This is a genomic window from Rugamonas apoptosis, assembly GCF_014042355.1.
GTDB lineage: Bacteria > Pseudomonadota > Gammaproteobacteria > Burkholderiales > Burkholderiaceae_D > Rugamonas > Rugamonas apoptosis.
Map to the genome: position 1 here is coordinate 389,868 of NZ_JACEZU010000004.1, position 21,814 is coordinate 411,681.

The 21,814-nt window shown below is 65.3% G+C and carries 17 protein-coding genes and 1 tRNA gene; 7 read left to right on the plus strand and 11 right to left on the minus strand.

Going from position 1 to position 21,814, the window contains the following annotated elements; all coding sequences use genetic code 11:
• Positions 1-4: 4 nt before the first annotated feature.
• From H3H39_RS10935 to H3H39_RS10950, 4 genes are all read right to left on the minus strand, one after another.
• Positions 5-2,143 carry a gluconolaconase gene (locus H3H39_RS10935; protein WP_311196893.1) on the minus strand — a complete coding sequence of 713 codons (2,139 nt, stop codon included), beginning with the start codon at positions 2,141-2,143 and terminating at the stop codon, positions 5-7.
• Positions 2,144-2,488: 345 nt separating this feature from the next.
• On the minus strand, positions 2,489-4,741 hold the full coding sequence (locus H3H39_RS10940) for a carboxy terminal-processing peptidase (protein ID WP_182153393.1): 2,253 nt from the start codon (positions 4,739-4,741) through the stop codon (positions 2,489-2,491).
• Between the two features lie 218 nt (positions 4,742-4,959).
• Complete coding sequence (locus tag H3H39_RS10945) at positions 4,960-5,496, minus strand: hypothetical protein (protein ID WP_182153394.1); 537 nt, start codon at positions 5,494-5,496, stop codon at positions 4,960-4,962.
• Between the two features lie 25 nt (positions 5,497-5,521).
• A complete protein-coding gene (locus tag H3H39_RS10950) occupies positions 5,522-6,073 on the minus strand; it encodes a thymidine kinase (protein ID WP_182153395.1) in 552 nt (183 codons plus the stop codon).
• A gap of 244 nt (positions 6,074-6,317) precedes the next feature.
• On the opposite strand from H3H39_RS10950, the gene H3H39_RS10955 reads away from it, so the two are divergent.
• Entirely contained in the window at positions 6,318-7,721 is a 1,404-nt protein-coding gene (locus tag H3H39_RS10955; protein ID WP_182153396.1) for a pyridoxal-phosphate dependent enzyme, read from the plus strand.
• A complete protein-coding gene (locus tag H3H39_RS10960) occupies positions 7,718-8,905 on the plus strand; it encodes a trans-sulfuration enzyme family protein (RefSeq protein WP_375540419.1) in 1,188 nt (395 codons plus the stop codon). The genes H3H39_RS10955 and H3H39_RS10960 overlap by 4 nt, the downstream gene beginning before the upstream one ends.
• A 76-nt stretch (positions 8,906-8,981) precedes the next feature.
• Here H3H39_RS10960 and H3H39_RS10965 read toward each other — a convergent pair whose 3' ends face one another.
• The 5 genes from H3H39_RS10965 to H3H39_RS10985 form a co-directional block, all read right to left on the minus strand.
• Positions 8,982-9,446 carry a YbaK/EbsC family protein gene (locus H3H39_RS10965; RefSeq protein ID WP_182153397.1) on the minus strand — a complete coding sequence of 155 codons (465 nt, stop codon included), beginning with the start codon at positions 9,444-9,446 and terminating at the stop codon, positions 8,982-8,984.
• A gap of 24 nt (positions 9,447-9,470) precedes the next feature.
• A complete protein-coding gene (locus H3H39_RS10970; protein ID WP_182153398.1) occupies positions 9,471-11,684 on the minus strand; it encodes a penicillin acylase family protein in 2,214 nt (737 codons plus the stop codon).
• Between the two features lie 35 nt (positions 11,685-11,719).
• Complete coding sequence (locus tag H3H39_RS10975; RefSeq protein WP_182153399.1) at positions 11,720-12,544, minus strand: hypothetical protein; 825 nt, start codon at positions 12,542-12,544, stop codon at positions 11,720-11,722.
• Positions 12,545-12,695: 151 nt separating this feature from the next.
• A complete protein-coding gene (gene trhP, locus H3H39_RS10980; RefSeq protein WP_182153400.1) occupies positions 12,696-14,060 on the minus strand; it encodes a prephenate-dependent tRNA uridine(34) hydroxylase TrhP in 1,365 nt (454 codons plus the stop codon).
• 100 nt (positions 14,061-14,160) lie between these two features.
• Positions 14,161-14,982, minus strand: a complete 822-nt coding sequence (locus H3H39_RS10985; protein ID WP_182153401.1) for a substrate-binding periplasmic protein — start codon at positions 14,980-14,982, stop codon at positions 14,161-14,163.
• Positions 14,983-15,146: 164 nt separating this feature from the next.
• Here H3H39_RS10985 and H3H39_RS10990 point away from each other — a divergent pair, with 164 nt between their 5' ends.
• Both H3H39_RS10990 and H3H39_RS10995 read left to right on the plus strand, forming a co-directional pair.
• Positions 15,147-16,217, plus strand: coding sequence for a serine endopeptidase (locus tag H3H39_RS10990; RefSeq protein ID WP_182153402.1), 1,071 nt, complete (start codon positions 15,147-15,149; stop codon positions 16,215-16,217).
• 144 nt (positions 16,218-16,361) lie between these two features.
• Positions 16,362-16,553: a hypothetical protein gene (locus H3H39_RS10995; RefSeq protein ID WP_182153403.1), complete on the plus strand. Its 192-nt coding sequence runs from the start codon at positions 16,362-16,364 to the stop codon at positions 16,551-16,553.
• A gap of 12 nt (positions 16,554-16,565) precedes the next feature.
• Here H3H39_RS10995 and H3H39_RS11000 read toward each other — a convergent pair whose 3' ends face one another.
• A complete protein-coding gene (locus H3H39_RS11000; protein WP_182153404.1) occupies positions 16,566-17,078 on the minus strand; it encodes a DUF2306 domain-containing protein in 513 nt (170 codons plus the stop codon).
• 309 nt (positions 17,079-17,387) lie between these two features.
• On the opposite strand from H3H39_RS11000, the gene H3H39_RS11005 reads away from it, so the two are divergent.
• Positions 17,388-19,094, plus strand: coding sequence for a DUF1800 domain-containing protein (locus H3H39_RS11005; RefSeq protein ID WP_182153405.1), 1,707 nt, complete (start codon positions 17,388-17,390; stop codon positions 19,092-19,094).
• A 9-nt stretch (positions 19,095-19,103) separates the two neighbouring features.
• A complete protein-coding gene (locus tag H3H39_RS11010) occupies positions 19,104-20,504 on the plus strand; it encodes a DUF1501 domain-containing protein (protein ID WP_182153406.1) in 1,401 nt (466 codons plus the stop codon).
• Between the two features lie 85 nt (positions 20,505-20,589).
• On the opposite strand, the gene H3H39_RS11015 is transcribed toward H3H39_RS11010, so the two are convergent.
• Entirely contained in the window at positions 20,590-21,153 is a 564-nt protein-coding gene (locus H3H39_RS11015; RefSeq protein WP_182153407.1) for an FxDxF family PEP-CTERM protein, read from the minus strand.
• 476 nt (positions 21,154-21,629) lie between these two features.
• Here H3H39_RS11015 and H3H39_RS11020 point away from each other — a divergent pair.
• Positions 21,630-21,713, plus strand: a tRNA-Leu gene (locus H3H39_RS11020).
• The last annotated feature ends 101 nt before the right edge of the window (positions 21,714-21,814 follow it).

Here is a 21,814-nt window from a genome sequence, read left to right on the forward strand (position 1 = left end):
GCCGTCACTGCACGGTCAGCGCCAGGTCGCGTCCCTTGGTGGCCACATTGCCCGCGTAGTCGGCCGCCAGGATGCGCAGCGTGTAGTCGCCGGGCGCCAGGTCGGCCACGCGCCAGGTGCCCGGCATCGCATTGCCGTTGATGAGCTTGTTGTTCAGCGCATACACGAACCGCGTGCTGGCGCTGCCGTAGACAGTAATGCCGCTGGCCTCCGCGTAAGCCAGCTTGACGGCTTCCCGGTTGCGCGGCAAGCGGTCGTACAGTTGCGTGATAACGGGCTGCTCATACCCGGCCACGGGCGTGCCATCCACATGCAGCAACTGGTAGCCGAGCTTGTAGATGCCGAGCCGGCGCCGGGCCTGGTTGCCATCCATCTGGTCGAAGGCGTCGACGGCGACGCCCACCTCCCCCAGCGTACGCGGCAGCAGCAAGCGCCCGCCCTGCTTTTGTTTGAGCGGATGGCCGCCACCATCGAGCACATCTATGCTGACGATCTGGGGCGGCACCGTATCGCGCAAGCCCAGGAACGGCAGGCTCAGCGGGTTGAGCGCGCCGCCATTGGGGGCATAATCGAGGTGCACGTGGGCCATGGGGTTGACCGTGCCCAGCGTTTCACCGGCGTCGAAGCGGGTGCCGCGCTTGATGCGGATGCGCTGCGGCTTGCCCTTGTCATCGTTGATCAGCTGAAAGCGGCCATCGAGCACGCCATCCTTCGCGCCCCGCCCCACCCGCATGTGGATGTAGGCCAGCTCGGCCAGGCCGAAACCTTCCGACAATTCGCCGTAGCCCCAGTTGGGCAAGGGATCGCTGACCTTGGCCGCCGCCACCGCCAGCACCGGAGTGCCGGGCGCGGCCTGCACATCCAGCCCGGCGTGGAAATGGTCGCGGCTTTCGCCGTCGCGGTTGCCGCGCACCTCGCCCATCAGCCCCACCACCTCGTGCGGCTGCTCCTGCGGCTTCACGGGCCACAACATGGTGGCGCCATGGGACGGTATCGGGCTCAGTCCCGTAGCCGATGGTGCCGGCTGCCCCGCCTTCGGGGGCGCGATGTGGTGCAGGCGGAACGTGGCGGCATCCGTCACGAACAGCGAACCGTCGGGCGCCAGCGCCATCCCGCGCGGCGCGTACAGGCGCACACTGCCGTCGGCGCCGTAACCGGGCTGGGGTGGATGGTCGACATCGACCAGGGCCGCCACCGCGCCGGCGGGCGTGATCTGGGCCACCCGGCCGTGGCGGGCGCTGGCCACGTAGATGTAGCCGTCCGCCGTGGCGGCCAACGCCAGCGGCCTGCGCAGCGGCGCGTCCCGGTCGTCTTCGGGCGCGGCCGCGACGGTCGTCACCTGGCCATCCTTGCCCAGCTTCCGGATGGCGTTGTTCACCATGTCGGCGATCAACAGTTCGCCGCTGGACGTAAAGGCCAGCCCGGCGGGCGTATCGAAGCGGGCGGCGGCCGCCGGCCCATCCACCAGGCCGGGCACGCCGGTGCCGGCCACGGTGGTCACAGTGCCGTCGGGCGCGATGCGGCGGATGCGGTCGTTATAGGTGTCGGCCACGTAGACGGCGCCATCGGCCGCCACGGCCACGGCCAGCGGGCCGTTGAACTGGGCGCCGGCGCCCTTGCCGTCGCGGTAGCCGGCCATGCCGTCACCGGCCAGCGTGGATACCAGGCCCTGCGGCGTCACCTTGCGGATCGCGTTATTGCCCGTGTCGGCCACGTACAGATTGCCCCCGGCGTCGAGCGCGACGCCGGATGGCGTGTTGAACGCGGCGGCCGTGCCGCTGCCTTCGGCATAGCCTTCCACGGAGCCGGCCAATGTGGTGCTGCGGCCGTCGGGCGCGATCTTGCGGATGCTGTTGTTGGCGCCGCCATCGGCCAGATACAGGTTGCCGGCCCGGTCGCGCGCCACGCCGAACGGATCGGCGAAGCGGGTGCCTTTCCCGGGGCCGTCGGCCGCGCCCGGCAGGCCATCGCCGGCCAGCGTACTGACCCGCGCCGCCCAGTTGGGCAAGGTGGCCACGGGCTGCTCCACCGCCACCGCGCCCGGACGGCCATGCTGGACCGCAAGGTATGCGGCCACGCCGCCGACGAGCGCGCCGGACACGGCCACGCCAACCAGGGCCAGTTTGATTTGATTGGGAGACACGTGCAGCAACCTTTCATTACAAGCAAGGGAATGCAGCTTACCCGAAGCTTGGTCCGCGAACAATCTTTGCGCGCCGCTTGTTTGCGATGTCCACCACGGACAAAAAAAAGCCCGCTTCAAGAGCGGGCTGAATCTATTTCCTTGGAGGAGAATAGAGGAGACAGGTGAATGATGCCGCATTGCACTAATTTAAGCCAATTTCAGTTTGTGATGAGAGAAATTTCCCAAACGCATAACTCATGCCGTACGGCAAAGTCCCGGGATCAATAAAGAAATCGGCCTGGATGCGGTGACGCATCCAGGCCGATGGGCTGGCTCCGGCGGCCGGAGCAGCTAAGTTATCGATTACTTGCTGGCATCCACCGCGTAAGGCAGCACGCGCGATGCCATACGGGTATCCGTTTTGAGCAATCCCACCTCGTCGGCCAGGATGTGCACCGCTTCGTTCAGCAGCACGTCCTTGGCCGATTTGGCGGCTTTTTCCGCGTCCAGCTCGGCCGACAAGGCCCGTTCATCCGCCTGCAGGCCGTCATCGGTGCGCAGCGCGCCCTTCACGCCCGCCACCTTGGCACCGGCCTTGGCGCCGGCCTGCTTGAGCAGCGCTTGCTGTTTGAGCAATTCCTTGGGATCGGGCACCAGCACCGGATCGTCGCCGCCGGGCACGGCCGCCACGGCCAGGCGCGACTCGCGCAGCTTGGCGCGGGCTTCCTGGGCGTCGCGTTCCTTGCGGCGCGACGCTTCGTTGAGCGAAATCAGGTTGTCCTTGCGCTGCTTCTTGACCAGGTTGATATCTTCCAGCAAGTACTGGAAGTCCTTGTCCTTGGCCACCCGCGCCTCATGTTTCTTGTCCAGCAGGGGCACGATCTCCTTCAGCTCACCGGCCGGAATGTAGGCGGCCGGACGGATCGACGTCCACGGCAAGGCATTGTCGTAGCTCGATTCGCCGAAACTGTCGGAATCGGCCATCACGGGCAGCTTGATGTCGGGCGTGACGCCGCGCAACTGGGTGGTGCCGCCGTTGATGCGGAAAAATTGCGCCACCGTCATCTTCAGTTCGCCCAGCCGGGCCTTGTCGCCTTGGGCGAAGCGGTCCAGGTTGATCAGCTGCTGCACCGTCCCCTTGCCGAAGCTCGGTTCGCCGATGATGAGGCCCCGGCCGTAATCCTGGATCGCGGCCGCGAAGATCTCGGACGCCGAGGCCGAGCCACGGTTGATCAGCACGCCCACCGGGCCGTCCCAGGCCAGGCCGGGATTGTTATCGCTTTCCACTTCGATGCGGCCTTCGGCGTTACGCTGCTGCACCACCGGGCCCTTGTCGATGAACAGGCCGGTCAGTTCCACCGCCTCGTTCAGCGAGCCGCCGCCGTTGCCGCGCAGGTCGATGAGCACGTTGTCCACTTTTTCCTTCTTCAGCTCGCCCAGCAGGCGGGCCACGTCGCGGGTGGCGCTCTTGAAGTTGGGGTCGCCCTTGCGGCGCGCTTCGAAGTCCTGGTAGAAGGTGGGCAGCGAAATCACGCCCACGCGGCGCTTGGCCGTGCCGTCACGCACTTCCAGGATGGATTTCTTGGCCGATTGCTCCTCCATGCTGATCTTCTTGCGCACCAGCGACAGCGTCATATGCTTGCCGTCCGGCCCTGCATCGGCCGGCAATACGTCCAGCCGCACGGTGGAATCCTTGGGGCCGCGGATCAGGGCCACCACATCGTCGATACGCCAGCCCAGCACGTCCGTCATGGGCGAGTTGTCATCCTTGGCCACGGCCAGGATACGGTCGCCCACCTTGATCTTGCCCGACAGGCCGGCCGGGCTGCCCGGCACCACTTCGCGCACCACCGTGTATTCGTCACGGGTCTGCAGCACGCAACCGATGCCTTCCAGCGACAGGCGCATGGCGATGTCGAAGTTCTCCGACGCGCGCGGCCCCAGATAGTTGGTGTGCGGCTCGATCGACATGGCGTAGGCGTTCATGAAGATCTGGAACACATCTTCATTGTTGAGCTTGCGCGAGCGGCTCAGGTAGTTCTCATAGCGCTTGTCGAGCGTGTCGCGGATGGCCTTGTCGTCCTTGCCGGCCAGTTTCAGGCGCAGCCAGTCGTTCTTGACGCGCTTGCGCCACAGTTCCCTGATCTCGGCGTCGGACTTGACCCAGTCCGCCTTTTCGCGGTCGTACTGGTAACTTTCATCCACGGCGAAGTCGAATTTAGTCTTGAGCAATTCACGGGCGTAGCCGATGCGCTCGTTGAAGCGTTGCTGGTACAGGTTGTAGATGGCGAACGGTACGCTCAGGTTCTCGCCGTTGATGGCGTCGTCGAGCCGGCTGCGCGCGCTGGCGAACTGGTCCAGGTCAGCCTGCACGAAGAACAGTTTTTCCCCGTCCAGCGACTTGAAATAGCGGTCGAAGATTTTTTCCGACATGGCGTCGTCCAGCGGCATCGCCTTGTAGTGGTAGCGCGACAGCACGCGCGAAGCCCACAGGGCCGCCTGGGTCTGCTGCGGCAGGGGTTTCAGCTGGGTATCGCCCAGTTTTTCCGTTTGCGCCGACATGGCGCTCAGCGATACAGACATGGCCAGCGCGACCAACAACATGTGCTTCTTCATCGGCTTACTCCGAACTTTGATGTGTGCATGAAACTACGCGCGGCGCAAACCGCGCATGGGACGACGAAACTGCCAACCAGACTGCGGACGACACTACGGCCGAGACTGCGTTTAGAGCGCTTCAATTCTACAGGATAGCATCTGCCGCACGACTCGTGGCAGCACAGTTTCCCCGTCTATGCTTAAGCGGGCCTGAAGACGGCGCCCCACCGCCGCCCTCATTGGCCCCACTGGCGCCAGGCCAGCCACAAGCCGGCCGTGATCAGCAGGTAAGGCCAGGAGCGCACGGCGATCTTCCAGTCCACCTTGGACGGCCAGCAAGCCAGGAACTGGGGCGCCACGGCGAACGCCAGCGCCAGGTCCAGCCACTGGAAATGCCAGCCGGGGTGGGTACGCCAGGCCGCCACCAGCACGGGCAGCAATACCACCAGGAACGGCGCCAGCGCGGCCGGGGCGGCGTTATACCAGCGCACCCGGGTGAGCAGCACGGAACCGAGTTCCCAGCCCTGCCCCACGCGGCGCGGGATGATGGTGAACGAGCCGGGACGGGCGCCCGTCAGCAGGCCGACACTGAAATGGGCCAGTTCGTGGCAGGCCGTGCCGGCCGCCGTGAACAGGAAAAAGAAGGGATGGCGGGCCGACAGCGAGCGGATCAGCAGCGCCAGCAGCACCGACGGCGCCAGATACAGCAACATGTCGCCATGCCGGCACAGCCAGGCCGGCGCCAGCGCCGCGCAGCTGAGCAGGCTAGCCATGGCGGCCTCGGATGGATGTCATCGCTTATTCGGCGTAGAAGCAGCGGCCGCAAGCCTGGCGGTAACTTTCATTGCCGCCGATGCTGATCTGTTCGCCGTCCTTGATCCGGTTGCCGTGCGCGTCGACGCGTATATTCATGGTCGCTTTCTTGCCGCAAGTACAGATGTTTTTCAGTTCTTCAATATCGTCGGCCAAAGCCAGCAAATAGGCCGAACCGGGGAACGGTTCGCCCCGGAAATCCGTGCGCAAGCCATAGCAGATCACGGGCACGCCGCGGGTCTGGGCCAGCTGGTGCAGTTGCTGGACCTGGCGCGGCGACAGGAATTGCGATTCGTCGATCAGCACGCAGGCCACCTTGGGGATCTCAGCCAGGAAATTCGTGTCGTCGCGGAACACCTCCACCTCGCGCTGCGGCCCCAGGCGCGACGTCACCCGGCCCACGCCGTAGCGGTCGTCGATGGCGGCCGTGTAGAGCCGCACCTGCTGGCCCTGTTCCTCGTAGTTATGCGCCACCTGCAACATCGCCGTGGATTTGCCCGCGTTCATCGCGGAATACCGAAAATAAAGTTTTGCCACCGCTGCCTTCTGTCCCTGATGTGCTTGAATACGATGCCTGGCCGGCTGGCGGATTATAAACCGCCGTCCGCCAAATAAGCGCATACTTGTCGCACAGGCACTGCGTCAGCCGTTGCAAGATTGCATAAGCAAACACGGAATCATTCCTTCCCAGCGTGGCGGGGTTGACCTACGCTCACTTCCTTGTCACGTACAGCACGGACCGCCACCAGCGGCCCCGCCTGTTGCGCAGCCAGGAGGCCCTATGCTAACAGCTCTAACACCCCAGAGAACCCAAACACCCCAGGCACCCGCCCTGTTCCAACTGATCGGCAACACCCCGCTGGTCCGGGTCACCCGGCTTGACACCGGCCCATGCCAGCTGTTCCTCAAGCTGGAATCGCAAAACCCCGGCGGCTCCATCAAGGACCGCATCGGCCTGGCCATGATACAGGCGGCCGAGACGGACGGCCGGCTGCGCCCCGGCGGCACCATCATCGAAGCCACCGCCGGCAACACTGGCCTGGGCCTGGCGCTGGTGGGCCGGCTCAAGGGCTACCGCGTGCTGCTGGTGGTACCCGACAAGATGTCGCCGGAAAAAGTGCTGCACCTGAAGGCGCTGGGCGCCGAAGTGCGCACCACCCGCTCCGACGTGGCCAAGGGCCACCCCGACTACTACCAGGACTACGCGGCCCGGCTGGCGCGCGAACTGCCCGGCGCCTGGTACGCCGACCAGTTCAACAACCCCGCCAACCCGCTGGCGCACGAAACCACCACCGGCCCCGAGATCTGGGAGCAGATGGCGCATACAGTGGACGCCATCGTCGTCGGCGTCGGTTCTTCTGGCACGCTGACGGGGCTTACCCGCTACTTCCGGCGCGTCCAGCCGCAAGTGGAATTCGTGCTGGCCGATCCCAAGGGTTCCATCCTGGCCGAGTACGTGCGCACCGGCCACGCCAGCGACACCAGCGGATCGTGGGCGGTGGAAGGCATCGGCGAGGACTTCGTGCCCGCCATCGCCGACATGAGCGCCGTGCGCCAGGCCTACACCATCGAGGACCAGGAAAGCTTCGCCAGCGCGCGCGCCCTGCTGCGGGCCGAAGGCATATTGGGCGGCTCCTCCACCGGCACTCTGCTGGCCGCCGCGCTGCGCTACTGCCGCGCGCAAACGCAGCCCAAACGGGTGGTCAGCTTCGTGTGCGACACAGGCACACGCTACCTGTCCAAGCTGTACAACGATGGCTGGATGCACGACCAGGGCTTGCTGCCGCGCGTGCCCAGCCACGACCTGCGCGACCTGATCGGACGCCCCTACGACGAGGATGAAGTGGTCAGCGTGGCGCCCACCGACACCTTGCTGGTGGCCTTCAACCGCATGCGCAGCGCCGACCTGGCGCAACTGCCCGTCATCGATCACGGCCGGCTGGTCGGCATCATCGACGAATCGGACTTGCTGATGAAGGTGGACGACGACCCCACCCACTTCGCCGCGCCCGTCAGCGCCAGCATGAGCGCGCGGGTGGAAACGCTGTCGCCCACGGCCGGCCTGCACGCCGTGCGCGCCACGCTGGACCGCGGGCTGACGGCGGTGGTGGCCGACGGCGACATCTTCTACGGCCTGATCACCCGCTTCGACCTCCTCAACCACTTGCGCAGGAAGCTATCGTGAGCCAACCCGACTCCTCTCATCCGAAAGCGGCACTGGCCACCCGCGTGATCCACGCCGGCCAGGCGCCCGACCCATCGACCGGCGCCATCATGCCGCCCATTTACGCCACCGCCACCTATGTGCAGGACAGCCCCGGCGTGCACAAGGGGCTGGACTACGGCCGCTCGCACAATCCCACGCGCTGGGCGCTGGAGCGCTGCGTGGCCGACCTGGAAGGCGGCGTGCAGGGCTACGCCTTCGCCTCTGGCCTGGCCGCCATCTCCACGGTGCTGGAACTGGCCGACGCCGGCGCCCACATCGTGGCCGGCGACGACATGTACGGCGGCACCTACCGCCTGTTCGAAAAGGTACGCCGGCGCAGCGCCGGCCACAGTTTCAGCTACGTGGACCTGACCCGGCCCGAAAGCCTGCTGGCCGCGCTGCGTCCGGAAACGCGCATGGTGTGGGTGGAAACGCCCACCAATCCCATGCTCAAGCTGGCCGACTTGCAGACGGTGGCGGAAATCTGCCGCGTGCGCGGCATCATCGCCGTGGCCGACAACACCTTCGCCAGCCCCATGGTGCAGCGGCCGCTGGAATTCGGCTTTGACATCGTGGTCCATTCCACCACCAAGTACCTGAACGGCCACTCCGACATCATCGGCGGCATGGCCGTGGTGGCGGGCGAAGCGCACCAGCATGCGTGGCGCGAACAGCTGACCTTCTTACAGAACGCGGTGGGCGCCATCGCCGGACCATTCGACAGCTTCCTGGCGCTGCGCGGCGTGAAGACGCTGGCGCTGCGCATGGAACGCCACTGCGCCAGCGCACTGGAACTGGCCCGCTGGCTGGAAGCGCAGCCGGAAGTACGGCGCGTGTACTACCCTGGGCTGGCGTCGCATCCCCAGCACGAACTGGCGCGGCGCCAGATGGCGGGCTTTGGCGGCATCATTTCGATCGACCTGAAAACGGACCTGGCGGGCGCGCGCCGCTTCCTGGAATGCTGCCAGCTGTTTGCGCTGGCCGAAAGCCTGGGCGGGGTGGAAAGCCTGATCGAACACCCCGCGTTGATGACGCACGCCACCATCCCGCTGGCACAGCGCACGGCGCTGGGCATCAGCGACAGCCTGATCCGGCTATCGGTGGGCATCGAGGACGTGGACGACTTGCGGCGCGACCTGCGCACCGCGCTGGACGCGATCTAGCGCCTGTCGATTAGTTAATGCGAGTTAATTCGGGACGTAACACCATTTCAAGAATTGCGTTACGTCCCGAATTGTTTTACCTGGCCTGGCACACGTCGACCCACGCGCCGGCCGTGATCTCGGCCATGTGCTGGGGGGCGATGCGCACGGCCGTGTGCACGCCGCCGGCGGCCGGCATCACTTCATCGTATTCGCGCAGCGAGGTATCGAGGTAGACCGGCAGCGGCTGCGCCAGCCCGAACGGGCACACGCCGCCGACGGGATGGCCGGTCAGTTCCATCACCTCCTCGGCCGGCAGCATCTTGCCCTTGCCCAGCGCGTCCTTGAACTTCTTGTTGTCGATGCGGGCGTCGCCAGCCGCCACCAGCACGATGGCGCGGCCGTCGCCGAGCCGGAATGCCAGCGTCTTGGCGATGCGGCCCGGCTCCACGCCGTGGGCCTCGGCGGCCAGCGCCACGGTGGCCGTGTTCACTTCCAGTTCGATGATGGGCAGGTCCAGCTGGCGCGCTGCGAAGAATGCACGTACGGATTCCAAACTCATAAGGTTTACCTTATCAATTGCTCACTATTGGCCCGGATGATAGCGCCGTTCCAGGTTCTTTTCCACGTCTTCCTTGTAGAACAGCACGTCCTTGAACTCGCCGCGCGCGTACATGGCCGCCTGGTCGTTGAAGTGCGGCGAGGCCGGGTCGCCGCTCTCGCCACCGGCCAGGATGCTGCGCGCCTTGATACGGGGGCCGAACTCCACCGCCGCCACGAAGCTGTTGCCCCGCTCGCCGTAGATGCGCTTGGTGTTGGCCTTGGAGGTCATGCCGAACGAAGCCAGCGCACCCCAGTTGGCCGACGCGAAGCCCACCGGCAGACTGGGTTTGCTGTCGTCGAAAGGCTGCACGATATCGCCCGTCAGGCGCTGGAAGCGGTTGATCTCGCCCCACGGCGTCTGCCAGCGGCCAAAGTCGGCGGCCAGCTTATCCGAGGCATGGGCCAGCGCCACCAGCCGGTCCATCGGCGTGATGGCCTTGGCGATATAGTCGAGCACCAGCACTTCCCTGGCGCGCGCGGCCGGGCCGAAAGTATCGGCCAGGTTCTGCGCCCAATAAATCGCCAGCGAGGTGGGAACGGAATCCAGGCCGGAGCGCATATCCCAGCCGCGCAGCGCTTCGATTTGCGGCGCCAGCATGGCCTTCAGCGGTTCGTCGCCGGACAGGCTGTCATAGTCCTGGAACAGCTTGGGCAGCAGTGGCTCGAAGGCCGTCAGCTGGCTGTCGTAGGCGGTGGCGATCAGGCTGTCGATGGTGAAATCCCTGGCATCCTTGAGCACCCGCACCGCATGGACGCCGCGTGGATTTTCGGGATTGACCGACATATAGGCCGGATAATCCTGCTGGCGCGGGCTGTATGGGCCGGCCGCCGTGAACGGCCAGTTGTTGGTGTTCTGGATCCAGCCATTCTTCGGATTGAACAGGGTGATGGTGTCCTTCACCTGGTGCAGCCCCTTCCAGTCGGTGGCCGGATCGCTGCCGTCCACTGGATGCGTGAAGTCGAAACGGGTATCGCGCACGGGGATGAAATTGCCGTGGAAGTAGGCGATATTGCCGTCCGCGTCCGCATACACGGTGTTGTTGGACGAATTGGTGCGCAGTTCCATCACCTTGTAGAACGCGGCGTAGTCGCGGGCCTTGGTGCGGCTGAACGATTGGGTCAGCGCGCGCATCGGATCGTTCATCAGCCGCACGGCCACCCACTTGCCATTGGCTTCGCGCACGATGGGGCCGTGGTGACTGTAGTAGACGGTGATGACCTTGTGCGCCATGCCGTCGGCAGTCTTGTACGGCAGCGTGATGTCAACCGCCTTCAGTGGGCGCCGCTCCTTGCCGTACTGGTAGAAATAATGGCCGTTCTGCTCCGTCACCGACTCCAGGTATTCATCGATCACGTCGCCGCCGCCGGAGGTATGCATCCAGCCCAGGCGCTCGTTGAAGCCCTGGTAGATGAAGAACTGGCCCCAGGTCACGGCGCCATAGGCGTTCAAACCTTCGCCGCTGTTCACATGCACTTCGGGCCGGAAGTAGAACGACGTGTGGGGATTGATCAGCAACAGCGCGTGGCCGTCGCGCGTCAGGCGCGGCGCGATGGCGAAGCCGTTCGAACCGCTGGGCTCCTCGTCGAGGTCGCTGCCCGCCAGCGCCACCGGCACGTCAGCGCGCTTGCCGTAGAAGCGTTCCAGCTGCGCCAGGTCCACATCCTCGATATCGCCACCGATGCTGCCTTCGCTGAAGCTGAGCGCCATCCACGGCTCGAAACGGGTCAGCAATTGCGGCTTCACCTGGGGATGGGTGTACAGGTAGTAGTTCAAGCCATCGGCCCAGGCATTCATCAGCTTCTTCAGCCACGCGGGACTGGCCGCGTACTGTGTCTGCAACTGCCTGGGGTTGATGAACAGCTTCATGCGCAGGTCGCGGTACAGCTCCGCCTCGCCCCGCACTTCCGCCAGCCGTCCCATGGCGTTGATGAAGTTCAGTTCCACCCGCTTGAAGTCATCCTCGGCCTGGGCGTACATCATGCCGAACACGGCGTCTGCGTCCGTCTTGCCATACACGTGCGGGATGCCCCATTTGTCGCGCAGGATATCGACCCGCTGCGCCGTGCCCTGCCAGCGCGCCGTATCCGCGGCCGACACGGTGGCGTTGGCGGCGGCGTTGGCAGCCGGTGGCGCGGCCAGCGCGGCGCCCATGGGCATGGCACACATCAAGGCGAACAAGGCAGGACGCTTCAGCATGGGCAGGCTCCAGGCGGATGGGGGGTGGGATAGACTCAGGAAGCGTCGACCAGTGCCGAGATGCGTTCCTGCAGCGCCGCGTTCTCGGCCTTCAGGGCCGCGTTGCGTTGCTTGAGGGTGGCGATTTCAGCGCGCAGTTGATCCACTTCCGACAGCGGCTCCTCGCCCTCCTTCGCTTCCTTGGGCGGGCGCATGGCGGCGCGCAGCTCGCGCACTTCCTTGGCCGCTTGCTGCAACTGCTTCTTGCCGCCGGCCACGGCCGCGACCTGCGCCGCTTCCGGCAGCGAAGCCACGGTGGCGGCGGCGTTGATGGAGATGGTGCCGGAACGGACCGCCTCCACCAGTTCCGGCGTGGCCGTCTTCTGGATCTTCTCGATCTGGCTGATGGTGTTGCTGCTCAGGCGCGCGGCGCGGGCGATGTCCTCGCGCGAAGTCAGCGGCATGGCGGCCGGACGGGCCGGCGCTTGTTCCGCGTCCGCGTCCGGCGGCGCGATGGCCGCATCCTCGGCGGCGGCCAGCGCCGCCAGTTCGGCCGCGCGCGCGGCCACGATTTCCTTCTTGCGCAGCGCCAGCACGCCGCGCTGGAAGTCCGACACGCTGCGCCGGCCCAGGTGGTTGTCGATCATCCACAGCTTGACGTCGTCCAGGCTCTTGAAGCTGGTATTTTCCGTGACCTTGAACGGCACGCCATGTTGCTGGCAGATTTGATAACGGTTATGGCCGTCCACCAGCACGTCGCCCCACAACACCAGCGCGTCGCGGCAGCCTTCGACCAGGATGCTGCGTTCCAGCGCCGAGTATTCCGCCTCGGTCAGCGGGTCGATGTAAGCGCGCAGTACATCGTTGATTTTGATTTGCATACTCTGTCCTTGAATTACCGGCACGGCGGCGCCTGCTGCGCCGGCCGCATGGCCGTCCAGCATGCTACACCATCCGGGTGGCGGCTGCCAAAGCGGCGCCGGTCGTCCATATGGATGGCGGACCGGCGGAATTCAAGGAAAAAGCAAGCTATTACAGCATGCGCGCCAGCAGCGCCTTGTCGTAGCGCTGGTCGAGCGCGATGCGCACCCGGTGGCCGCTGCCGGGCGCCGCGTCCATGGCCGCGCCGTCCAGCGACTGGATCTGCGCCACCCGCACCAGCGTATTGCCACCTGGATGCAGCACTTCCAGCTGGTCGCCCACAACGAAGCGGTTCTTGACATCCACCTCGGCCCAGCCGTCGCGCACGCCCTGCACGTCGCCCACGTACTGGCTGCGGTGCAGCTCGGAGGCGCCGGCCATGTAGTTCTGGTGGTCCTGGGTGTGGTGGCGCTGGTAGAAGCCGTCCGTGTAGCCGCGGTTGGCCAGGCCTTGCAACTGGCCCAGCAAGTCCATATTGAACGGGCGGCCGGCCACGGCGTCGTCGATGGCGGTGCGGTAGACCTGGGCCGTGCGGGCCGCGTAGTACAGCGATTTGGTGCGGCCTTCGATCTTGAGCGAATCGACGCCGATCTTGACCAGCCGTTCCACGTGCTCCACGGCGCGCAAATCCTTGGAATTCATGATGTAGGTGCCGTGTTCATCTTCCAGGATCGGCATCAGCTGGCCCGGACGTTCCGCTTCCTCGATCATGTAGGGACGGTCGGCCAGCGGGTGGCGTTCCATGTCGCCCATGGACGAGAACGACGCGTTGGCCTCATCGAGCGCCTGGCGGTAATTGAGGCTGATGCTTTCGACGGGAATGCGGGCCAGGTCGCCGCTGGCGTCTTCGCTCGCGTTCATCACCTTGTAATCCCAGCGGCAGGAATTGGTGCACGTGCCCTGGTTGGGATCGCGGTGGTTGAAATAACCCGACAGCAGGCAGCGGCCCGAATAGGCGATGCACAGCGCGCCGTGCACGAACACTTCCAGCTCCATTTCCGGGCAGCGCTGGCGGATTTCCTCGATCTCGTCCAGCGACAGTTCGCGCGACAGGATCACCCGCGTCAGCCCCATGCGGTGCCAGAACTTCACGTCCGCCCAGTTGACGGCGTTGGCCTGTACCGACAGGTGGATCGGCATGTCGGGCCACTGGTCGCGCACCATCATGATCAGGCCCGGATCGGCCATGATCAGCGCGTCCGGCTTCATGGCGATCACCGGCGCCATGTCTTGCAGGTAGGTCTTGAGCTTGGAATTGTGGGCGAAGATATTGCTGGCGACGAAGAACTGCTTGCCGCGCGCGTGGGCCTGTTCGATGCCCGATGCCAGCGCTTCCGGGCGCGAGAATTCATTGTTGCGCACCCGCAGGCTATAGCGCGGCTGGCCCGCGTACACGGCATCGGCGCCGAAATCGAAGGCGGCGTGCATCTTGGCCAGCGAACCGGCGGGCAGGAGGAGTTCTGGAGCGCGAAGCATAATGGCTTTCAAAAACGGAAAAAAGCCAGCATTCTAGGCGCGCCGGGCGCGCCGTGGCGAGCAGACTGGCCGCGCCTTGATGCTGCGCACTTTATGGTCATTAATGCATCGAGGGAGCGTGCCGCGCGGCGACCGGCGCCGGGTCGGGATCGCTGATCTCGTAGCGCAGCAACAGGCGAGCGTATTCGCCCGACGCTTTCATCTGCACCACGCCCGCGTCAAGCTTGCGCACCAGCTCGCGGGCTTCGGGCAGCTTGGCGGAAAAACCCACCACCAGCGGCAGGTAGTGCTCCAGGCAACCGCTCTGGCGCACGAAATTCTTCTCGCCCAGTTGTATCAGCAAGCGGTGCATCACGGTTTCATGCTCCAGCACGACATCGTAACGGCCGTACAGCAGCTTGCGGATATTCTTCATGCCGGCATCTTCACCGTGATTGAACTCCACCAGCTTATGGTTGCGTTGCTCCCGGGCCAGATAGGCATCCATGGGGCCGTCGTCGTAGCCATAGTCGGCGATCACGCCCAGTTGCCGCTGGGCCAGCGAGGCCAGGCCCTGGTAACGCCATGTGCTGACACTACGGGTATAGAAACAGGCGCGCGAACGGATCAGCGGCGCGCTCATGACCAGGCGGCGGTCGATGGCGGGCGCGTACAGCCCCGCGATCTGCCCACCCAGCGTGAAGGCCAGCGCGCGGTTGAGCGGCATGAGCTGCGGCTCCACGGACAGGCCGGCCAGCTCCAGCGCCCGGGCGGTGGCATCCACCATGAAGCCGGAGGTGATGCTGCGGCCATCGGCGCCCACGCAAATGTAGGGGCACCAGTCGTCCGACGCAATGCGCAGCGGCGAGCCGGCCTGGGCCGGCGCCACGCCCACGCCTGCCAGCGCCACCGCGCCAGCCACCATCGCCATCCACCACCGCATCCGCCCTCCTCCCGGCGCCACAGCCATTCCGCCGGCGCCGTCGGCTCATCATGCCATCGGGCGCCGGCGGCGGCAAGCGACCCGGGAGGCCGTCCACAAATCGCCACGCCCGCGTTTCTCAAATGCTACTATTGGCCTTATCACCATGCCGCCACGGAGTCCCCATGAGCAAGACCTTGCGCCGTTCACAGTCCTGGTTCCAGCGCGCCTTGTGGCTGGTCGCGTTCGCGTTCGCCTGGTTCCTGATCGGCCTCGGTGGCAAGCTGGTCGACAACCTCGGCAGCGCCGAGCCCCTGCCGTCGCTGGAACAGTTCATCGACGCCGGCCAGGCGGCCCAGGTGCGCACCGCGCAAGAGCGGGCCGACAAGGTGATCGCGGCGGCCAACGACGCGCTGGCCCAGGCCCGCCAGCAACACCAGGTGGCGCAGGCCAACACCCATGCGGCGGCCGAGACGTTCCAGAACTGGCTGGCCACGCGCCACGCCACGGCCCGCCCGGACCAGGACCCGGACCTGATCGCCCGCACCCGCGAACTCGATGCGCTCAAGACGGCGGAACGGCTAGCCTTGTCCGCCGTGCAGCGGCAACAGCAGGTGCTGCTGGACGCGCAACAGGAACGCCAGCACGCCGATCTCCGGCGCCAGGAACTGGAAAAGCCGGCGCACGAGGCGCTGGAGCGGGCCATGCAACGGCGCGAACTGCACATCTTCCTGTACCGCCTGATGCTGACCGCACCGCTGCTGGCCGTGGCCGGCTGGCTGTATGCGAAACAGCGCAAGAGCGCCTACTGGCCTTTCGTCTGGGGTTTCATTTTCTTCGCCGGCTTCGCCTTCTTCGTCGAGCTGGTGCCATACCTGCCCAGCTACGGCGGCTATGTGCGCTACCTGGTGGGGATAGTGCTGACGGTGGTGATCGGGCGCCAGGCCATTGTCGGGCTGCAACGCTACCTGGCCCGCCAACAACAGCAGGAAGCGTTGCCGGAGCTTGAACGGCGTGCCACGCTCAATTACGAGCTGGCCCTCAAGCGGCTCGGCAATAGCCTGTGCCCCGGCTGCGAGCGCAGCGTGGATTTGAAGGAGTCGACGCTGGACTATTGCCCCCACTGCGGCATCGGCCTGTTCGACCATTGCGGCCGCTGCAAGGTGCGCAAGAATGCCTTCCTCAACTTTTGCCAGTTGTGCGGCACGCCGGCCCGGCCGCACGAGCACGCCCCGCATGGCCAGCCCCAGCCCTGAACATTGCATTTCGCAAGTAACTGTCGCTTTTTTGATGCAAATATGACAGGAATTCCGAGGGGACGTTGATTTATTGAATCTTATTGAATCATAAAGTAGTAAAATGACAGCCTTGCGTACCGCACATCCGCCACCGAGGCCATCATGGACACCGCACACCCACCCCGCCGCAACACTGAAATGGCCAGCATCGTGGACCAGGCCATCGCGCTCGACGCGCGCATGGGCGCGGCCAACGCCTGGGTCTTCATGGAAACGGCACAGGTGCCCCTGTCCGTCGTCAAGCGCGTGCTGGGCATGCCGGCCCAGCGCCGCAGCGCCAGCCGCGCGAACTAAACTACATCGGCATCACTGCCCCGTCGTCGGCTGCTGGTCGTAGATCCGCGACGATGGCGCGCTTGGCGCCGTGCGGCCCCAGAAATACGCCACCGTCATCAAGAACACCAGCAAGGCCAGTCCCTGCGTATAGACCAGCGGAAAATGGCGCGCCTCCAGCACGTGCGTGCGCGTGAACACTTCGTGGATCAACGCCGCCACCAGCTGGTAATAGCTGAACAACATGGCGCTCAAGTGGATGCGCAGCCAGTTACGGCGCGGCGCCTGCCGATAAGCGCAAAAGAAAGCCAGCGCCAGACACCCCAGCGAAACCAGTGCGAATACGTGGAACAGGTGAAACGCGCCCAGCTTGTAAATGCCCAGGGCGCTCAGATTGGCCACCACCGCGGCCACCAGATACTGGCGCCCGGCCCGCTTGTGCTCCCGGTCGCCCTTGGGCTGGGACAGCACCAGCGCGCCCGCGCCCAGCGCGTACAGGGAAGCCAGCGTATGCAGCCAGCCGATCGCGCTCAAGTGTAATGCCATACCGCTCGTCTCCCTCACCGTGCGTCACTCGCCATGATTGTCAGGCGTCGAATGTTTCAAACAGATTAACGCCAGCCGACACTTCTGTATAGCTCGGCTTGCCTACCGACCCCGCTCCGGCGTTGCTTGAGAGATACAGTCGAATTGCACCCCGCCCGCGCCGCGCCTTCCATATGTAACAGGCGTGTAAAACCGCTGAGCAAGCGCGCCGAACTGGTATATATTTTTCTCTAGCATTTTCCCAATTTTCCGTCATTCCCGCCTGATCGCTGCCGCCCCGTCCCGCTTTCCAATTGAAGAGGACCAGCCATGCAAGCAACTACGTCTGCCACTCCCGCGCCGCCGGCTGCGGACACGTCCGGCGCCACCGCCGCCACCGCCCTGACGGCGGCCGCCCTGTTGGCGGCCTGCGGCGGGGCCAGCCCCGGTGCCGGCCCCGCCGCCAGCCCCGGCGCCAGCGTGCTGGGCACTGTGGTCCGGGCCGACGCCATCAGTGACGCCGAGGCGGCCCGCTTCCTGGCCCAGGCCGCCATGGCCAGCGAGCGCCAGCAGATTGCCGCCGTCCAGCAGCTCGGCTACGCGGGCTGGCTGGATGCCCAGTTCGCCCTGCCCCCGTCGGGCACGCGCTGGGACTGGCTGGTGGCCAAAGGCTACAACGCCAGTACCAACAAGAATTCGGAAGCCGGTTTCGACGCCGCCGCCTGGCGCAAGCTGATCACCGCACCCGACACGCTGCGCCAGCGCGTCACGCTGGCGCTGTCCGAAATCATCGTGGTCGCCATCGATGGCCTGGTGGGCCTGGGCTGGCGCGCGTTCTCGGCCGCCGCCTGGCTCGACCTGCTGGAAGCGCATGCGTTCGGCAACTATCGCGCGCTGCTGGGCGCCGTGTCCACCAGCGTGGCCATGGGCCAGTTCCTCACTTTTCGTGGCAACAGCAAGGCCAATCCCGCCACCGGCTCCCATCCCGATGAAAACTACGCGCGCGAGCTGATGCAGTTGTTCACCATCGGCCTGGTGCAACTGAACGGCGACGGCACGCCCAAGCTGGCAGCCGGCACGCCCGTCGCCACCTACGGGCCCGATGACGTGAGCGGACTGGCCCGCATCTTCACGGGCTGGGATGTGGACCTGACCGGCACCAGCACCGCCACGCCGGACTTCATCCGCCGCCCCATGCGCCAATACCCGGCGCGGCACGAAACGGGCCCCTCCAGCTTCCTTGGCCACACGGTGCCGTCCGGCCTGAGCGGCGCCGACGCGCTGCAGGCCGCGCTCGACATCATTTACGCCCATCCGAACGTGGCGCCTTTCATCAGCCGCCAGTTGATCCAGCGCCTCGTCACCAGCAATCCCAGCCCGGCTTATGTAGCGCGGGTGGCCGCCGTGTTCAACGACGATGGCCAGCACGTCAGAGGCAATCTGCGGGCCGTGCTCAAGGCCGTGCTGCTCGATCCCGAAGCGCGGGCCGGCGTCTCCGCCGCCACCACCGGCGAGGGCAAGCTGCGCGAACCGATGCTGCGTTTTACAGGCTGGGCGCGCGCCGCCAAGGCCAGCTCCGCCACCGACAGCTGGGCTATCGGCAACACCAGCAACCCGGCCACCCGGTTGGGGCAAAGCCCGCTGCGCTCGCCCTCCGTGTTCAATTTCTTCCGGCCCGGCTACGTGCCGCCCAACAGCGGCATCGCCGCCGCCGGCCTGGTGGCGCCGGAATTCCAGATCGCCAATGAATCGTCCGTGATCGGCTACCTCAACTTCATGCAGCGCGTGGTCGCCGTCGGTGTGGCCGACGTGCTGCCCGACTACAGCGCCTGGCTGCCGCTGGCCGACAACGCCACCGCCCTGCTGGCCGAACTGAACACGGTGCTGGCTGCCGGCCAGATCGGCGGCGCCACGCAATCATTGATGCTGGGTGCGCTCAACGCCATGCCGTCGGGCAGCGACGCGCGGCGCCTGAACCGCGTGCGGGTGGCGCTGCTGCTGGTGCTGGCCGCGCCCGAATTCCTGGTGCTGAAATAGGAGGCCGTCATGACCCGCGATCACACGCTCAACGCCTCCCGGCGCGCCTTCCTGCAGCGGGCTTCGGCCCTGTCCGTGGCCGGCGCCGCCACCCCGTGGCTGCTCAACCTGGCCGCCATGGCCGAGGCCGCCGCCGCCACGGCCAGCGATTACAAGGCCATCGTCTGCGTCTTCCTGTATGGCGGCAACGATTATGGCAACACGCTGGTGCCCTACGACAGCGGCAACTACAACGCCTATTACAACCTGCGCCCCGGCCTGGCCTACAATCGCAGCAACCTGGGCGGCACCGTGCTGGCGCCTGTGACGGCGCCCGTCGACGCGGGCGGCTTCCAGCGCCAGTACGCGCTGGCGCCGGAGCTGGCGCCGCTGCTGCCGCTGTTCAATGCCGGCAAACTGGGCGTGCTGCTTAACGTGGGCACGCTGGTGCAACCGACCACCAAACTCCAGTACACCAACAAATCCGCGCCGCTGCCGCCCAAGCTGTTCTCGCACAACGACCAGCAATCGTTCTGGCAGGCGTCGGCGCCGGAAGGGGCCATGTCGGGCTGGGGTGGGCGGATGGGGGACTTGTTCGTCTCCGGCAATGGCAACGCCACGTTCACTTGCGTCAACGTGTCCGGCAACGCCGTCTTCATGTCGGGCAATACGGCGGTCCAGTACCAGATCACGGCGGACGGTCCGGTGCCCTTGAGCGCCCTGCAAAAGCCCCTGTATGGTTCAGCGGCCGCCAGCAGCGCCTTGCAAGCGCTGGTGACCCAGCCTGGCGTCCATCTGTTCGAGCAGGAATACACGCGCGTGACCCGGCGCGCGCTGGAGGCCAATGGCATCCTCAGCGCCGCGCTGGCCAGCGGCCCCGCCATCAGCACGCCCTTCCCCGCCAACAATGACCTGGCCAGCCAGTTGCACATGGTGGCCAGGATGATCGCCAGCGCCGGCGCCATCGGTGCACGGCGCCAGGTGTTCTTCGTGTCGCTGGGCGGCTTCGACAACCACGACGGCCTGAACACGGTCCACCCCGGCCTGCTGACCAACGTGGCCGAGGCCATGGCCGCGTTCCATGCCGCCACGGTGGAACTGGGTGTGAGCAACAACGTGACGGCGTTCACGGCCTCCGACTTCGGCCGCACGCTGACGGTCAACAATGACGGTTCCGACCACGGCTGGGGCAGCATGCACTTTGTCCTGGGCGGCGCCGTCAACGGCCAGCGCTACTACGGGGTGCCGCCGGCCGTGGCCAGCGATGGCCCGGACGACGTAGGCCAGGGCCGCTTGCTGCCCACCACATCGGTGGACCAGTACGCGGCCACGCTGGGCAGTTGGCTGGGCGTGGCCGCCAGTGATTTGCTCACCGTGCTGCCCAACCTGAAGAACTACCTGCCATCGACCCGCAATCTGGGCTTTGTTTGAATGGCGAAGGCCCAATGCAAAACGCCCCATGCGAGCACATGGGGCGTTGGGTCCGGCGCGGGTGGTGACGCCACCCCGGCCTGGATTATTTCTGTTTGCGGCGACGGGCCATGAAACCGAGCACACCGAAGCCAGCCAGCAGCATGGCATAGGTTTCTGGTTCCGGTACCGGCGAGATGTAGGCACGGTAGTTGCTCAGGCCGCTGCCGGAGATGGTGAACGGCGCGGTCACTTTCGCGGTCCAATGGAACAGCAGCTCGCCGCCGCCCACGTGCACAGCCAGATAGTCGTAAGGTTTTGCCTGCGCACCGATGGTGGTCGAACCGCTAATGCTGTCCTTGGACACGCCAAACGTCAGCACGGTGCTGTTGGTCAGGCCCAACTTATCGCTATCCTTGATGAAGGAAGCGATGGCGGCCTGGCTGTTTGCGCCAGGATTGCTGTTGTAGTACGCCAGTTGCACCGGTGCCGACAAGCTGTCGGTGAAGGTGTAGGTGTGGCCACCCAGGCTAATGCTGCCCAGGCCGGCATTGATCGTCACGGCTGGCGTCTCCACCGTCCAGACAGGGGTGGAGTGGGGATTGGCGCTGGCACTACCTGCGAGTGTGGCGCCGGCGAGCAGCGCGGTCAGGCCCAAGATTTTTTTCATCGAAACAGTCATGAATATTTCCGTTGTAATTGACTACTAATGATCCGCACCGCAGTCCTCCGGGGTCGCCGGCGCGCCGCGCAGTTTATGAACTCTTAATGCTATCTTTGCAGATTACCATAAGAACAATAAAAAGTAAAGAACTGCAACAACGATGTTGTTTTGCTATCTACTCGCCGAATGGTGCGTGCGTGTGGCGGCGGCCGCGGCGCGCGCCGCTGGCCTGGCCAGGAAAACTAGAGATTTTGACTACGCCTGTGCTAGAATCTCGCCTCGCTGCCCGGATGGTGAAACTGCCAGACGCAGGAGCCCTGAGAGAGCCGGCGCCTGGCGCTGAAAAACTTTTAAATCATTGATTTTAAATTAATGTCTATTTTTAATCAGTGGCATTGGTGTGCGAAAATTGGCAAAGCTTGGGCAGGGAGCGCAGTGACACGCGTGTCCTGTTTGATGTCAAAGATGATGTAAGAACACCTGCCTCGGTGGTGAAATGGTATACACAGAAGACTTAAAATCTTCCGTCGCAAGGCATGCCGGTTCGAGTCCGGCCCGAGGCACCAGAATTAGCTTAGCAAAAGCACCGGAAGCGGTGCTTTTTTCGTTTTCGCCTCGCGCCTGAGCACTGTTGCAAAGGCCATACCGGTGAACCTGTCAGTGCGGT

Bases quoted from the DNA above. Each gene is read 5' to 3' on its own strand.
- H3H39_RS10940 (WP_182153393.1), bottom strand. From the start codon at position 4,741: ATGAAGAAGCACATGTTGTTGGTCGCGCTGGCCATGTCTGTATCGCTG.
- H3H39_RS10945 (WP_182153394.1), bottom strand. From the start codon at position 5,496: ATGGCTAGCCTGCTCAGCTGCGCGGCGCTGGCGCCGGCCTGGCTGTGC.
- H3H39_RS10955 (WP_182153396.1), top strand. From the start codon at position 6,318: ATGCTAACAGCTCTAACACCCCAGAGAACCCAAACACCCCAGGCACCC.
- H3H39_RS10965 (WP_182153397.1), bottom strand. From the start codon at position 9,446: ATGAGTTTGGAATCCGTACGTGCATTCTTCGCAGCGCGCCAGCTGGAC.
- H3H39_RS10970 (WP_182153398.1), bottom strand. From the start codon at position 11,684: ATGCTGAAGCGTCCTGCCTTGTTCGCCTTGATGTGTGCCATGCCCATG.
- H3H39_RS10975 (WP_182153399.1), bottom strand. From the start codon at position 12,544: ATGCAAATCAAAATCAACGATGTACTGCGCGCTTACATCGACCCGCTG.
- trhP (WP_182153400.1), bottom strand. From the start codon at position 14,060: ATGCTTCGCGCTCCAGAACTCCTCCTGCCCGCCGGTTCGCTGGCCAAG.
- H3H39_RS10985 (WP_182153401.1), bottom strand. From the start codon at position 14,982: ATGCGGTGGTGGATGGCGATGGTGGCTGGCGCGGTGGCGCTGGCAGGC.
- H3H39_RS10990 (WP_182153402.1), top strand. From the start codon at position 15,147: ATGAGCAAGACCTTGCGCCGTTCACAGTCCTGGTTCCAGCGCGCCTTG.
- H3H39_RS10995 (WP_182153403.1), top strand. From the start codon at position 16,362: ATGGACACCGCACACCCACCCCGCCGCAACACTGAAATGGCCAGCATC.
- H3H39_RS11000 (WP_182153404.1), bottom strand. From the start codon at position 17,078: ATGGCATTACACTTGAGCGCGATCGGCTGGCTGCATACGCTGGCTTCC.
- H3H39_RS11005 (WP_182153405.1), top strand. From the start codon at position 17,388: ATGCAAGCAACTACGTCTGCCACTCCCGCGCCGCCGGCTGCGGACACG.
- H3H39_RS11010 (WP_182153406.1), top strand. From the start codon at position 19,104: ATGACCCGCGATCACACGCTCAACGCCTCCCGGCGCGCCTTCCTGCAG.
- H3H39_RS11015 (WP_182153407.1), bottom strand. From the start codon at position 21,153: ATGAAAAAAATCTTGGGCCTGACCGCGCTGCTCGCCGGCGCCACACTC.